Raw genomic sequence first — 15621 nt, 5'->3', positions numbered from 1 at the left:
GATTTACGAAAGGTTCCCTGATTTAGTCAACAAGGCCTTTCCAATTTAGAGAAACCATATTGATGAAAACTGAGAGAAATACACGGCGCAATTATACTTAACATCCAAGATATGCAGTTGGCATTTACATAAATCACATCGATTATTACGCCATCACGCCTCTCTACCAACGAAACATCGCATTTTTTCAAAAACAAATCAACATCGCCTATCCTTTTAAATCTGATACGAAAATCAGTATCACTGGGATATGAACTTATGTCTCTATGTAATTTTATAGTGACATGATTCAATAGTTTATTTACTAAACACATTAATCCTCAGCCCTAAACAAATCATTAAAAATAAATATATTATAGGTAAACTGAGTTTAGCTAAAAGTTGATTTCTACCCGCTTTTTTCCGAAATATTCTGACATTATTCACATACTTCAAAAGCATTATTATATCTCTAAACCTAAATCTATAACCATAACGATCTAAAAAAACGTTAGAGTATTTAAAAAATCCAAATGGATTCAAAAGAGTCAGCTTCATACCTTTAGAATCCATAATAGAATGTAAAAATGAAAAGACATCATGCCTCTGCTCACCGTATAACATGTCTTTTCTAAAACCTAACAGCGCAGGAGGGTTCGAATCTATAACATATATTTGATCCGCATTTTTAAATAGATTATGTAAAACAAAGTCTGAATGCATCAACCCATCCACCTTATGTATAGCACTTAATATCTCAGCAGATTTTTCAATTAGATTAGCAAAGTCATGCTCATATATTAGATCTGAAAATGAAACCCCTAGTTCATGAAGTGAATATCGAATAGATTTTCCATTTTGCTCAATACAAACAGGAGATATAACACCTTTTACATCGCTTAATGATGTACTAACGTCCATTGAATGTACGAGTAGTTGGTTCACTTGTTCAAATGTTAAATTTAGGAATGTTTTTTCAAATATTCCATCTTCTAAGATGATTCTATATATTTCTTGATTCATATACACTTTTTTAATTTGTGATAACATCTGATAATTCCGAGTCTCCGTAAAACCCTTCTTAACCCGACAAACTTGACCCAACTTTCATCCCATAAATGAGTTGTGTAAGAAGAGTGAAGATCTAAAATATCATACGATTCTTCGCTAGAAATAGGGTAAAAAAAGTTACTTGAGTATATTTTACTTTGTAATGTTTTATATTCATAAAAAACCTTACTCAGTACTTCTGGTGATGTTATTAAATCGAAAGAATTATAATTTTCGTAAAATTTCATAGCTTGTAAAGCTATTGAGTTACCAGGTTCACAACCAATTATCCCACAATATATATGACTTTTCTCTCTGTTGTACCCTGAAAAAAAATCAGCATCAAGAAAATCGCTAAAATCCCTTAGTACATACATATCAGTATCTAAATATATCCCTCCGTCCTCGAACAGATATTTAAATCTCAGATAATCAGATACAAATGCCCAAAGTTGTTTGTCATAACAGTATTTAATAAATGGAGGTAGTATATTGTAATCACAATCCGTATGTAGGATATGCTGATAGTCTTTATTTTGGAAATTAGATGATTCAATACATTTCTTCACATTTTCTGGTAATTCAGAACTACCAATCCAAATATGATGTATTATTTTAGGCACGCTCATTTTTAAATACTTCCTCCATAAATTTTTTATCCGCAAATTCGAACATATGCCCCGTATCCCAAACTCTTATATCATAACTTAAAAGTTCATGTGCTAGGATACAAGCTGTTGGACCTAATGAAGCAAACACTATTGTATTTTTTTTATCTAACTTATTTCCTTTAATACAGTCTAATACTCTCCCCTCAATTACATTTAAATTAGAGAATGCATCATTAGTACCAACATCTATAAAGTAAGTCGTATTACCAATACTTAAATGTTTAATAGCTTTGGTATTTCCCGTAACTACTATAACATCGTAATTTTCGACATAATTTCTAAATATATCCCATTCAAAGTCTGGTGCATTTTTTTTTATAAATAAGTGACAATGCCCATACTGTCTTCCTTCATGAAGAAATTTCCACATCATTCTCTTCATGTCAATCCACATATTGTACTCAAAAGGTATCTTATGTTGCTTTTCTTTTGTCGACAGAAACGTTTCTTTAGGATCGACTGCAATAAATAGCCGATCATCAGTTGATGATAACACTTGTTTTAGTTTCTTTTCCAATTCTGAGCTCCACAGTTGAGACCAGTTAGAATCAGGTGGGTATATCCCCGCACCTGTTAATATATCAAACTCACCATCAGAGAAACGTGCAAAAGAACAATGATTAGAAACCAATATTTTTAACGTTTCATTCGGCTCCAATATGTCAATATTTTGATACTTTGAGCTATAATCCTTTCTGTCAAATTTATACCAAATATTTTTAATTATTAAATGTAAAAGATACTTTGGGTTATCAATAATCTGTTGAAGCTTTATAAACGGAAACTTTCCAAAAATACTAATCTTTCTTAATGATATATTCATTTACTTTATCCCAATCCATTTTTTTCCAGTTAACAATTAAGAAACTATAGACTTTTGCAATTTCTATAAAGTTGTCAATTGAAATGCTACTTTTACCCAACAATAAAATATTGCCCAACATTGAAAAACAATACTTGAATATATTTCTTTTTTGTAAAATGTTACGAAAATATAAATGTCTATATAACACCCTCATCCGTAGAGTCTGTATGTTGTAATCTCCGCTAGTTTCTTCAGGTGCATGTATAACGTTTAAATTAGGTAATATTCTTAATGTTATACCATACTCATTAGTTAATTTAGCCCCAAGAATAACATCCTCTAAGAATGACCATTTAACCATTTCTTCTTCATTATTTAAGCGATTTAAAGCTTCAGCCCTATAAACACCGTTACAACCAAAAAGCCATTCAGCATCACTCTCTTTACTCGCATGTTCTAGGCGTACATAATCAGCCCATCCCGAACTAATTAGACTATTAGAACGACCATTACCATATATGAAAAAGAACTTACCGATTAAAGTAGATAACTTCGATCTGTTTTTTGTAAAATTATCTTCATATGTACCACCAACTCCGTTGTAGTTATAATTACCTTCTAGAAAACCAACAGCAGAAGACAAATAATCATTATCAATGATAATATCATCATCTAAAAAAGCTACGTATTTTGAACAAGTCAAGCTCAACCCGTACTTTCTAGCGCCAAGTAAAGACAATCCTTTTTTATACTCAACACGAATATTTTGTAGTGGAAAAACATCCATTTCCCATTGAAAACCGGACGCTTCAATTATAATAATGTTTTCTATTGGGTAGTCTTGCCGACTTAAACATTCGATAATCCTATATAAGGTTGCCGGCCTTCCCATAGTAGAAATGACAATTGAAAGACTCATAATAAATCTTGGCTCTTAACTTTTGAATTCAACATACCTCTGATACCATCTTCAATTGATATTATTGGTTCCCAACCATAATCCTTATTGATTTTTTCATATGAACCTAAACTATCCATAATTTCGTTTTTTCGATGTATGTCTTTGTTTATTATTTCCACAGCGTATGGCAAATTTTCTACAATTTTTTGAGCGATCGTTTTTACTGAAAAAGATGTTCCACTGCATATATTATATACCCCGCCCCTAAATTTTTCTTCCGGTCGGATAATACATATAATAGCTGACACCACGTCTGCGATATGAACATAGTCTCTTTTAGGACGTATATCATTAACAACTATTTTTTTTTCCTTACATGCCTGCTCAATCATCTGTCCAAGTAAAAAACTGTTGCTTTGTTCTGGACCGTACACATTGAACAAGCGAAGTATTGCAGCATCCACACCATAATATTTTGTATAGAACTCAATAATTTCTTCCTCAATTTTTTTTGATAACGCATATGGATTATTTGCTACTCGCTGTTGCTCTTCATCTACAGGCAATTCTTTAGAATTTCCATACATATAACTGCTAATAAAAATCAATTTTACTTTGTTTATCCTGCAATATTTCAGAACATTCAGAGTTATCGAAGTATTATTTTCAATATAATACTCTGGTGTATTCCAACTTTTTTCGACAGATGTTAATGCAGCCAGGTGAATAACTGTATCTACCTTTTCAAGCATTTCCCAATATTTAGATGACGATAGGTCAAAATTTTTTCTAGTCAAAGATATTACATTAAATGTTTTTTGAAGTTCGGGTAAAATTTCACGCCCAATAAAACCTTCTGCTCCAGTTAAAATAAGAGTTCTCATAGATTATACTTTCTTTCATTATCTTCAAATTCATCAATAGCAACTTCATAGTCATCAGGTCTACCTATATCTAGCCAGTCACCCTTAAAATCATAAATGTTGACAGCGTCACCATTTGACAACATTTTCAACATTAATTCATCAAACCCAAAATATTTTTGGGCTGGCATATATTTCATCACCTTTCGGCTTAATATATAAACGCCCATACTTACTTGGTAAGTAGAAATAGGCTTCTCTCTAAACCCTATTAACTTATTATCTAGTACATCAAGCACGCCATAGTCATTCACTTGTTCCCGCTTTTTTGATGCAATAGTAAAGTTGCACTTCGATTGAATATGAGTTTGATATAGATCATCAAAAGAAATGTTAGTCAACACATCGCCATTCATGACTAAGAAGTTTTCAGGGAGGTCATTAATAATAGTTAAAGGCCCCATAGTTCCAAGTCGTTCAGTTTCTAATGAGTAGTCAATTTTAACACCCCATTTCTCTCCACTTTGAAAAAAGGCTTTTATTATGTCAGCTTGATGATTAACAGCTAACGTAATATGACTAAAACCAGCATTAGCTAATTGTCTTATGACAATTTCTAAAATTGGATACTTCCCTACAGGCATCAGAGGCTTCGGTAAGGACACTGTATAAGGTTTTAATCTTGTCCCCAGTCCACCAGCTAAAATAATTGCTCTTTTCATCACATACTCCTTAATTACATTTTGCTATCTAAATATTTGCCAGTTTCTTTATGACCAAAATCAGGGACCATGGTAAAGAATAATTCCACTAATTGCTCTTTAGTCCAAGCACAATCGGTTTTCATTTCTGTGATGGAATTTTCAAATAATGTCACTAACTCAGCATCAAATAGAGCTTCATTTTTAATGACACCCAGATTATTAAAACGTTGCATATCTAACGTTTCGTTATCCGTAAAGAACTCTTCAAAATCTTTTTCACCAGTTGTATCACTGTCCATAAACAGGCATGGCCATTTACCTTGCTCAGGTAATGTATCAACTAATGTACGGGCTTCATCTTCGTCTTTACATAAATGCGGTTCATAACCTAACTGTTGTAAGTATTTAACAGCGATATCGGCAAACGAGATCAAGTGCAATGATTCACTTAATTTAGGGAAAAAGATATCGCGATTTTCACCAAAAATACATGACATTAAACATAACTCGCCCGACTCTTTCGGTGTCACGAAATAGCGTTTAATATCTTGAGGTGCCACGATAGGTTGACGCTTTTGAATGCGTTGATTGAATCCATGTAATAACGAACCATCAGAAAATGCAACGTTAGCAAAACGGGCTGTTGAAATAGTAATGTCAGCACTGCGACGCATGAGGAACATTTCCATAATACGCTTTGACGCGCCCATCATATTCACCGGATTCGCTGCTTTGTCGGTAGAGACACAGAAATACTTTTTTACACCTTCAGAAGCAGCTTGTTGCATGGTTTTTTCAGTATTAAATACATTAACATCAATCATACGCATCAAGGTATACGGGTCTTTTTCACTACGCACATGTTTTAGTGCCGATAAGTTTAAGACGTAATCATATTGACCATCCGCTTTAATAAATGCGTCGTATTCTAATGAACCGATATCTAATGCAAATGTTTGAAAGTCACCGTCAATATAACCAAATGAACTGCGGATATCACGCACCAATTCAACCATGTTATTTTCACTGATATCGACAACGTGCAATTTCTTTGGCTGACGCTTAAAGATCTCTTTTGTTACTGCTTGACCAATTGATCCTGCACCACCTAAAACTAAAAAACGAGATTGAGATACAATACGCTTTAATTCTTCGCCATGATCATTTATATCATTAGTAAATAGTTCGTTATTTCGACCAATTAAAGATAAAATATTACTCATTCGATCAATTCCTAATTTAACTATATTGAATTTATTCAATTTGCAGCCTCGTAATAGAAGTATCACTGAGCCAGTTTATATTCATAATGAGACAGATAGCTATGATGAACTATTTGTAATTGTTTGATTTGTTATATTTTACGCAACAAACTCCAATAGGTCCTGTTTATAATGAAAAACTTAAGACTTATCACTCTCATAGCTATAGTTATAATAACCATACCCATAAGACGTACTCGCCTTCTTCTCAACCGCATTCAGAATGAAGCCTTTCACTTCAATGCCAGCCATTTCAAAGCGATGACGTGCAACTTCAATTTCTTTTACTGTATTCTGGCCAAAACGACCAACCATTAATGTCGTACCCACTAACGCACCAACAATACTTGGATCTGTTACAGCCAGTACCGGGGGGGTATCAATCAGCACTAAGTCATATTCACTTGATGCCCATGTGATAAAATCGCTAAAGCGTGGGTGCATTAACAATTCAGAAGGGTTTGGTGGTATTTGACCACGGGTAATAATATCGAGATTTTCAATACTCGATGGTTTAATGACATCTTTAGTGTCTAATTTACCCGACAGCATTTCTGATAAGCCGCGATCCCAGTCAAGATTGAAGTGACGTTGTAAATAGCCTTTACGCATATCGCCATCAACGAGTAATACTTTCTGGCCAGTTTTCGCAATTACAGCAGCAAAGTTAGCTGATACGAATGACTTACCAATGCCAGGCGCAGGGCCCGAGATCATCACTACGTTATTTTTGGCTTCTATCATGGCAAAATGCATGCTGGTACGTAGACCACGTAATGCTTCAATGGATAAATCAGCAGGGTTCGATTCTGCTAGTAACGTCTCGTGTAACTCAAAATTCTTCTTACGTTTATTGTGTTTAAGCTTAACGTCCATTTCTGCCTGCCAATCCGACATCGGGATGCTGGCATAAACCGGTAAACCTAACGCTTCAACTTCATCTGGGTTTTCAACGCCTTTATGCAGCGCAGCACGAACAAGCACAATAGCAACCGATAACATGCCACCGAATAAGGTTGCGAATACCACAATCAGTGATTTTTTCGGTTTCACTGCTTTGCTATACGCTTGCGCTGTATCAAGAATACGTACATTACCGACCGTACCCGCTTTTAAGATATTCAGTTCTTGCACCTTGTTTAACAACTGAATATAAATCTGCTGGTTTACTTCAACATCACGCTTCATGCGTAATACGTCACGCTGGGTTTTTGGTAATTGTTGAACTAGTTCATCAAGATGTTTTTTCTTAGCTAACAAAACTTTACGTTTATCTAATAACGATTTATAAGCAGGGTGATCTTTGGTGAATCGTTGGCTTATTTCACTCTCTTTAAAAGTTAATTCATTTAACTGCGATTCTAACGCGACCATTACCTTTAACGTTGACTCGGCTTCTAACCCTAAATCGATTGATTCGTTGTCTTGTCGAAAACGGTTTAGGGTATCTTCAGCCGCAGTTAACTCAGTTTTAATGTTTGGTAGGTGACCTTGTAAAAAGGCTAAGCTTTTTTCTGCTTCTGCCGAGTTACGTTGTACATTTTGTAAGAAATAGTTTTGGCTTACATCATTCAGAATATCTTCGATTAAAGCTTTATCTTCGCCACTGAAAGATAATTGTAAAATACCGGTTTGTTTACCGCGTTCACTTACCGATAAACCAGCTTGTAACCATTGAATGGCATCAAATTTAGATTGCTTAACTACTGTAAACTCATCAGTATTATTACCCACTAAGGCTTGCACAAACAAACGATAATCATTGCTCTGGGCCAATTCACCAACCACACCAGATAACACCTTGCGCCCGTCATCGTCATAAACCGAATATTCGCCTTTGCTAGCATCATCAATGGTCAAGCTAAATAGAGGTGCGGCATAACTTGGGATTTCAAAACGACTGATCGTAATGCTTTTTTGTTGCTCGCTCATGCGTGCTAAGCCTTTGCCTATATACGGTAGGTATTTAGGTTCGGCAATTGTGGTTAAATTAATTTTATCAACAGTTTGGCTTAAGATCATTCTTGATTTAATGATCTCAACTTCAGTCGTTGCAGAAGATTCACTCGAAAACATATCCCCCATGTCACCGACAAGGGCAGACATACCGCCAGTTTTTTGCTCAACTTGGATTAATGCATCGGCTTTATAAACCGGCGTTGCTAATAACGCATAGCCAACACCAAATATCGCAAAAATAAAGGTAACCGCGACAATAGTCCATCGCGCGTCCAGTAATATACCGAATAACTTACCTAAATCGATTTCATCCGCACCACTACTTGGTAATGATTGCTGCGACTTGTTTGTTTGATTGAGTGTATTGCTGCTCATAATAGTAATCAAATTCCAATGTTTAAATTTAAGCGCTAAGTAGCTTACGTAATAAGTAGCCATAGTCGTTCGATATTAATGGCTACTTAACGGTTATTAACCTAGCTTTTTTTAACCTAGCTTTTGGGCCCATGCTTTTGCAGAAGCTTCAATTAGGTTGTAAGCATGCTCAAACGCTTCTTTACTTTGGCGGTACGGATCCGGGATATCTTGCTTTTGTAACCATTGGCTGAATAACATGGTTTTACCACGCGCTTCAGGGGCAATGTTAGTCACCGCATTAATATGGCCTTGCTCCATTACTAAAATCAAATCAAATTCACGACACAATGCCGAGGTGAGTTGACGACCTTGATGACCGACTAAACTGATGCCGTTTTCTTCTGCTACCTGACAAGCCAGTTTATCTGCAGGTTTACCGACAAGCGCACCAACGCCTGCCGAAGCAATGTTTTTATTCGGCAATAACGACTTAAGCAAATACTCGCCCGATGGTGAGCGGCAAATATTACCCACGCACACCACTAAAATATTATTAAACATAACAACAACCTTTCGATTAATTCTTCAATTCAGGGTTAATTACCAAGTACGAGTACGGTTAATGCCTTCAGCCAGGTTATTAAAGCCTGATATTGTAGGCAATATCTGACCGATAACACGGTTCCAGCGGGTAATTGGTGCTGCCGTCACATAGACAATATCATAAGGTTTTAATTCAAATTCAGTGCCAATAACCAGCGCGGCTGCATTCGTTATGTCTAATTGATAAATATCTGCAATGGTATTACTGCTAGTATCTGTCTTAGTTTCTGATTCAGCACTGCGGTTCGCGCGCACCACAAAGATACCAGTAGCATCGGCAGCCAGTTGATTAATGCCACCAACATTGCTTAATGCTTCAGTTAAACTCATGCCCGCACGATCAATCGTTAATAATTTAGGTTCGTTCACTTCACCCATGACAAACACTTTTTGACCATCATTACGTGGGACGTGAACAATATCGCCAGGAATTAACAAACGATTCTGGGTTAAATCACCACGTTGCATTAAGGCATGCAAAGATAACTTTTGCTCAACACCTTGACGCGTCAGAGTAACATTACGCCAATCAGCATCAGCTGCTAAGCCGCCAGCATGGTTTACTGCATCTAATAATGTTAGTGGCACATTGCTAATAAATTGTTGACCGGGTTTGTTCACTTCACCCGTAATGTAGGCTTTTTTAGAACGGAACGCGGCTACGTTAACGTCGACTTGCGGCGTTTCAATGAACTTGGCTAATTTTTCCGTTAGCATGGCGCGGATTTCAACGACCGTTTTACCTGCAACAGCCACAAAACCAATATAAGGATAGAAAATTGTACCGTCGGCATGCACCCAGTTACCCGATTCACTCGCGCTACGATAAGAGCCCGCAGGAATGGTTAATTCTGGATGGTCCCAAATTGTTACATTTAAAATATCGCCCGCACCAATACGGTATTCATAGGCGGCTAATTTGGCATCTAATTCAGGATTAATTTGCGCACTCAAACGGGGTGCTTTATACCTTGCCATTTTGTCTGCTGTTAATGGATATAGATTAACACGCTCTAAAATATCAACGGTTTCTGAACTATCATCATTGGCACTTGCAGATGCCTGCTTATAGCCTACATTTAAGTAAGTCCCAGGTACAGTACAACCGGCTAGAATCACAGGGAAAGCAATAACTAGCAGTAATTTTTTATAATGCTTCATATGATCCAATATTTATTTTAAATAAAGCGGGATTATACCGCGATGATGGGAAAAAAACACGCTACCGCCCTAGGGTTGCAGTACCCCAAGACCGATAATTAACCAAATTATAAAGTGTTATTAAGCATTTATACTAAATAGATAAACATCGATTCGTTATCTTTAATTGCATGCCCCTTAATAAGGAGAGCAATATTCGCATATTCCCTTACGTTGAGCAAGACTTTGAGGTTGTAAATTAATTATACCTTAATAGATAACTATATACCTCATTGACTATAATAAAAGTTACTTGGCATTGATAACTAAAACGTAACGATATGGCAATACTTAAGCTGACAATCATGACTAAGCATTATGTTTAAAACCATTCCTCAACCGTATATGCTTACAATCTAAACTACGACTAAGGTGAGATGTTGCACAACTATATCAAATACAAAAATAAATAATGTAAGTAAGTGTAAGTGGGCTGTTGTAAATCGACTACCTTATTCTTGGCTTATTTAACACCTAAAAATTACGTTAAAATCGATTTTACGTCTTCAAACCATTTGAAGAACTCTTTCATTCCCTTCTAAATTACAGTAGAATACCTGCTAAATTTATCATATTTACACGTTATCTTGCCATTTAAGTGATGATAACTCATTTGACGAAACCTCGAGAGCTAAATGATCAACCAACCTCAACAACTTAGCAGTTATGATAATAACGATGAAATAGATCTTTTTGAGCTATTTTCCACTCTATGGCAAGAAAAGCTAAAGATTATCTCAGTGACACTCGTATTTATGACCGTCTCTCTTGTTTATGCTTTAAATGCTACTGAGACTTGGTCAGTAAGCGCCACAATTGATACCCCGACTTCACAACAAATAAAGCAATATAATCTCAATCGGGTACTGATTAACGAAGGTATTAAGACATTAAAAAATAATGCAGGATTAAACAACGGTGCTGAATTAAACACTACTGAACAAGTGATTAATATTACCACCAACAACAACGGCAACGACAACGACAACAACGAGCTACCCACTATTAAAGAATTACATGAGTTGTTTGTTAGTGAAGCGCGGATGACGACTAACCAAATTAAATTTTTTAAAAGTCAGTCATTATTTAAAACCGTAGTCGCCGAAGAACAGCTTGATCTGGTCGCACAAAACAACTACGCGTATGAATGGGTAGAGAAGAATATATCCTTTACTGCCGAGAATCTTAAAAAAGTCAATTTTAATGACAAGATTGGTACTAATATTAGTATCAGTGCAATCAAACCCGCAGATGCATTAGCGCTTAATCAGGCTTATCTCAACTTTATTAATGAGATGATGATGGTACGCCTTCGTAATCTCATATCCTCGGAATTATCTCTAGCCCTACAACAACTGGTTAGTTATAACGAAAACACAACCAGTAGCAAAAAAATCATACTCGAACAAAAAATAAACGACATTGCGATAAATATTCAAATCGCAAAAAGAGCGAATATTAAAAACTTTGTGACTCAAAATATTTCGCTCGAATCAGCACCTAAATATGCCAAAGGTTACGAAATATTATCAGCAGAGAAATTTGTATTAAGTCAACAACTAGCTAGTTATGAAAACAATGCAGTGATAAACAGTAATGCCCTATTAATAGACAAATGGCTTAATTTCGATAAGACAATGCAACTCGATGATTTTAACTTCTATCGCTTTACAGATGAGCCTAAGTTACCAAAAACACGTGATAAGCCAAAACGTGCGCTTATTCTAGTATTAGGTACATTGCTTGGTTTAATGCTTGGTGTTGCATATGTATTAGTTATGAGTGCAGTTCGCAATCATAATAAACCTAAAGAAGCTTAATTCCTTCCTGTTTTACATTTGAGATCAAAAAAGCCTAATGGAGACATTAGGCTTTTTATATTTACGGGTTTAAAGCTAATTCGAACGTTATAACTTAGCGATTAACTGCCAAGACGTTTGGCCACTCGCCCAATACTTACGCTCAAATGGCGTGGTAGCTTCTAATGCTTTATACGTCTGTAATTCACTTTTTACATTCGCCAGTGATAAAGCGTATTGAAATTCTTGTAAGTACAATTGCCAGTTGCTACGCAGCTCTAATTCACCACCTAACGCTAAGATTGACGGAAATACCGCCGCACCATGCCAGCGTCGTTGTAAATGTTTGGCTTTTGGCCATGGATTTGGATACAAGATATAGTGTTTATGTAACTGCCAGCCTGCATCCACGGCTAAACGCCACAGATCGTTTAAATCCACCTGAAATAAGTGATATACCTGTCCATCGATTTGATGCGCATGACGATGCTGTTCGTTACGCTCCAAGCGGTCTGCTGACTTATCCATACCAAATACCAAACAGTCAGGGTGCAGCTGCGCAATCTTCGCAGTGCTTTCACCAACGCCGCAGCAAGAATCAAAAATAATCGGGCGTGGGTCTGCGGCTACAATAGCTTGCATCTGTTCAAACGCTTCAACGGTATGCTGACGGTATGGCTTACGGAACTTGTGCTTAAGGTGTTTTAATACAACTTCATCTAGGTGCTCGTTTAAGCCCGTTTGGTTAGTTGTGATCTCTCGAGAGTTACCCATCGAATCGTCTTGTGTTGTTTGCTGCTGAGTATTCATTTGTTTTACCGATTTGTTAATACGAGTGATAACCCCTTCCCTTTACCAAGCCGAGGATTAGGGAGGAAGTATTTTTATTGTTAACTTCTTAAACCAACACCTTTACTGATCAAACGATATACCAATGCATAAAGCACAGCAATAAAACCGATAATGACAGTAAATGAATAGAATAATGGAATGTTTTCGATGCCTAAGAAACCATCACGGAATGCGCTGACCATATAAATGATGGGATTAGCATGTGAAATAGTTTCCCATACCGGTGGTAACAGTGACGTTGAATAAAACACACCACCTAAATAGGTTAATGGCGTTAATACAAACGTAGGGATAATCGAGATATCGTCAAAACTTTTTGCAAAGATAGCATTTAACAACCCTGCTAACGAAAACAAGATAGCGGTAAGTAATAACGTGCTCACTATCACTAATATACTATGAATTTGCAGTGGTACAAAAAACAGCGACACACAAGTCACAATAAAGCCCACGAGTAAGCCACGCGTAACACCGCCACCGACATAACCGGCGATAATGATATAAGTGGGTACCGGTGATACTAATAACTCTTCAATATTGCCTTGAAACTTGGCGCTGTAAAACGACGACGCTACATTTGAGTAAGAGTTGGTGATCACCGACATCATGATCAAACCAGGAACAATAAACGCCATGTAGCTAAACCCTTCCATCTGGCCGACACGAGAGCCAATCAGGTTGCCGAAGATAACAAAGTATAACGACATGGTAATTGCTGGCGGTACTAAGGTTTGCACCCAAATACGCGTAAAGCGGGTGATTTCCTTATTCAGAATACTGTTAAACGCGATTAAATAATTTTTTTTCATTCTGCTAACCCACTTAAGTCTTTGTTACGCCCCTGCTCTACTATATCCATGAATAATGCTTCGAGACGGTTTTCTTTATTACGAATCCCCTGAACTTGAATGTTCATTGCCGCCAATTGCGCGAATAACGAATTTAAACCGCGATTTTTAGCCACATCCACTTCTAAGGTATGATCATCTAATAATCGACAGCTGTAACCGTCTAATTCAGGTTTGATTAATTTGCTGTTTATATCCAGCTGGCTGTTTATATCAAGTCGACTCTTTATATCAAATCGACTTTTTATATCAAGTAAATAGGACTCACTATTTAATTGTGATAATAGGGCTTTCATTGAGGTATCCTCAATTAACAAACCTTTGTCAATAATGCCGATATTACGACACAGCATTTCTGCTTCTTCTAAATAATGCGTGGTAAGAATAATCGTAATACCTTGCTCGTTCTTACGCTGCAAGAATTCCCACATGGTACGACGTAATTCAATATCAACACCGGCCGTTGGTTCATCTAAAATAAGCAGCTCTGGATCATGCACTAATGCACGCGCGATCATTAATCGACGTTTCATACCACCAGATAAATTACGCGCCGCTTCATGGCGTTTGTCCCATAATTCCAGTTGTTTTAATAATGCTTCACAACGCACTAACGCTTCTTTACGCGGTACACCATAATAACCCGCTTGATTGACGATAATATTTTCAATCTTTTCAAACGGATTAAAATTAAATTCTTGTGGTACTAAACCAATCTTACTCTTGGCCGCTTCCAGATCCGTATCAATATCAAAACCGAAGATCTTAACTTGCCCGGCAGTTTTATTTACCAGTGAGCTCATCACGCCGATAGTCGTCGACTTACCCGCACCGTTAGGCCCTAACAGTGCATAGAAATCACCTTTGGCTACGGTAAGGTTTATATTTTTGACCGCTTGAACTCCGCCAGAATACGTCTTCTTGAGCCCTTTTATTTCAAGTGCTAACGTCATGAGATGAACAAACCTAGTGAAGAATGGGAGATGAATTATACTGGAATGGTGTAGAAATGCGAGGATGGAGTAGAGACTCCAGCTTAAACTCGCCATGAAAGACTAAAGTCTACCAAAGGCAATAATAAAAACGGGTCGTTTAAAGTAAGATCTGCTATTGCGGCTGAACGGCTTTAAACGACTCGAACAGATTAAGTAAAACTTAACCTTCTAACGGTACCACTTTACCTACGTAAGGTAAGTTACGGTATTTTTGACCGTAATCGATACCATAACCAACCACGAACTCATCTGGGATCTCGAAACCAACCCAATCAACCGGTACCGTTACTTCACGACGAGACGGTTTGTCTAATAGTGTCGTAATAGTGATTGATTTAGGATCACGCAGTTCTAACATCGTTTTGATTTTGCTCAGTGTGAAACCAGTATCAATAATGTCTTCAACGATAAGTACATCTTTACCTTTAATGTCGCTATCTAAGTCTTTTAAGATACGCACATCACGGTTACTTTCCATTGAATTACCGTAGCTTGATGCTGTCATGAAGTCTAACTCAATCGGTAAATTAATATGACGACACAGATCTGACATATAAATAACTGAACCACGTAATAAGCAAACGATGATTAGCGTTTCAGTATCTTTATAATGCGTTTCAATTTGTGCCGCTAACTCTTTTACTTTTGCTTGCACGTCAGCTTCAGTGATCATCACTTCAACAGTGTGTTTCATGGTAATTTCTCCAAACGATCCCAGCACCACCAGCAAATAACCGATAAATACCGCTCTCTAAAAATGTATGTCTAAAATA

Annotated in this window: 15 protein-coding genes; 1 reads left to right on the top strand and 14 read right to left on the bottom strand. The window is 36.7% G+C overall.

Annotated elements, in window-relative coordinates; genetic code table 11:
* Positions 1-297: 297 nt before the first annotated feature.
* The 10 genes from HWV01_RS03245 to HWV01_RS03200 all read right to left on the bottom strand — a co-directional run bounded on the left by HWV01_RS03245 (position 298) and on the right by HWV01_RS03200 (position 10315).
* A complete protein-coding gene (locus tag HWV01_RS03245) occupies positions 298-1029 on the bottom strand; it encodes a hypothetical protein (RefSeq protein ID WP_211674042.1) in 732 nt (243 codons plus the stop codon).
* Positions 999-1658: a glycosyltransferase family 32 protein gene (locus HWV01_RS03240; protein ID WP_211674041.1), complete on the bottom strand. Its 660-nt coding sequence runs from the start codon at positions 1656-1658 to the stop codon at positions 999-1001. The genes HWV01_RS03245 and HWV01_RS03240 overlap by 31 nt, the downstream gene beginning before the upstream one ends.
* On the bottom strand, positions 1645-2523 hold the full coding sequence (locus HWV01_RS03235) for a GT-D fold domain-containing glycosyltransferase (protein ID WP_211674040.1): 879 nt from the start codon (positions 2521-2523) through the stop codon (positions 1645-1647). The genes HWV01_RS03240 and HWV01_RS03235 overlap by 14 nt, the downstream gene beginning before the upstream one ends.
* Positions 2498-3424 (bottom strand): glycosyltransferase, encoded by a 927-nt coding sequence (locus HWV01_RS03230; protein ID WP_211674039.1) that lies wholly within the window; start codon positions 3422-3424, stop codon positions 2498-2500. The genes HWV01_RS03235 and HWV01_RS03230 overlap by 26 nt, the downstream gene beginning before the upstream one ends.
* Positions 3421-4290 carry an NAD(P)-dependent oxidoreductase gene (locus HWV01_RS03225; protein ID WP_211674038.1) on the bottom strand — a complete coding sequence of 290 codons (870 nt, stop codon included), beginning with the start codon at positions 4288-4290 and terminating at the stop codon, positions 3421-3423. Before HWV01_RS03225 ends, HWV01_RS03230 begins: the two co-directional genes overlap by 4 nt.
* Positions 4287-4991, bottom strand: coding sequence for a sugar phosphate nucleotidyltransferase (locus HWV01_RS03220; RefSeq protein WP_211674037.1), 705 nt, complete (start codon positions 4989-4991; stop codon positions 4287-4289). Before HWV01_RS03220 ends, HWV01_RS03225 begins: the two co-directional genes overlap by 4 nt.
* Positions 4992-5005: 14 nt before the next feature.
* The gene (locus HWV01_RS03215; RefSeq protein WP_211674036.1) at positions 5006-6196 is read right to left on the bottom strand and encodes a UDP-N-acetylglucosamine 4,6-dehydratase; all 1191 of its coding nucleotides are present in this window, start codon (positions 6194-6196) and stop codon (positions 5006-5008) included.
* Between the two features lie 180 nt (positions 6197-6376).
* The gene (locus tag HWV01_RS03210) at positions 6377-8569 is read right to left on the bottom strand and encodes a polysaccharide biosynthesis tyrosine autokinase (RefSeq protein WP_211674035.1); all 2193 of its coding nucleotides are present in this window, start codon (positions 8567-8569) and stop codon (positions 6377-6379) included.
* 111 nt (positions 8570-8680) lie between these two features.
* Positions 8681-9112, bottom strand: a complete 432-nt coding sequence (locus tag HWV01_RS03205; protein ID WP_211674034.1) for a protein tyrosine phosphatase — start codon at positions 9110-9112, stop codon at positions 8681-8683.
* Between the two features lie 39 nt (positions 9113-9151).
* Positions 9152-10315 carry a polysaccharide export protein gene (locus HWV01_RS03200; protein WP_211674033.1) on the bottom strand — a complete coding sequence of 388 codons (1164 nt, stop codon included), beginning with the start codon at positions 10313-10315 and terminating at the stop codon, positions 9152-9154.
* A gap of 674 nt (positions 10316-10989) precedes the next feature.
* On the opposite strand from HWV01_RS03200, the gene HWV01_RS03195 reads away from it, so the two are divergent.
* The gene (locus HWV01_RS03195; RefSeq protein WP_211674032.1) at positions 10990-12174 is read left to right on the top strand and encodes an LPS O-antigen chain length determinant protein WzzB; all 1185 of its coding nucleotides are present in this window, start codon (positions 10990-10992) and stop codon (positions 12172-12174) included.
* Between the two features lie 87 nt (positions 12175-12261).
* Here HWV01_RS03195 and HWV01_RS03190 read toward each other — a convergent pair whose 3' ends face one another.
* The 4 genes from HWV01_RS03190 to hpt all read right to left on the bottom strand — a co-directional run bounded on the left by HWV01_RS03190 (position 12262) and on the right by hpt (position 15542).
* A complete protein-coding gene (locus HWV01_RS03190) occupies positions 12262-12963 on the bottom strand; it encodes a tRNA (guanosine(46)-N(7))-methyltransferase TrmB (protein WP_211674031.1) in 702 nt (233 codons plus the stop codon).
* An 80-nt stretch (positions 12964-13043) separates the two neighbouring features.
* Positions 13044-13814: an ABC transporter permease gene (locus tag HWV01_RS03185; protein ID WP_211674030.1), complete on the bottom strand. Its 771-nt coding sequence runs from the start codon at positions 13812-13814 to the stop codon at positions 13044-13046.
* Entirely contained in the window at positions 13811-14806 is a 996-nt protein-coding gene (locus HWV01_RS03180; protein WP_211674029.1) for an ABC transporter ATP-binding protein, read from the bottom strand. Before HWV01_RS03180 ends, HWV01_RS03185 begins: the two co-directional genes overlap by 4 nt.
* A 202-nt stretch (positions 14807-15008) precedes the next feature.
* Positions 15009-15542, bottom strand: coding sequence for a hypoxanthine phosphoribosyltransferase (gene hpt, locus HWV01_RS03175; protein WP_211674028.1), 534 nt, complete (start codon positions 15540-15542; stop codon positions 15009-15011).
* Between the last annotated feature and the right edge of the window lie 79 nt (positions 15543-15621).

This window comes from Moritella sp. 5, assembly GCF_018219455.1.
In the GTDB taxonomy this organism is placed as follows: domain Bacteria; phylum Pseudomonadota; class Gammaproteobacteria; order Enterobacterales; family Moritellaceae; genus Moritella.
This window is presented reverse-complemented; position numbering and strand designations above follow the sequence as displayed.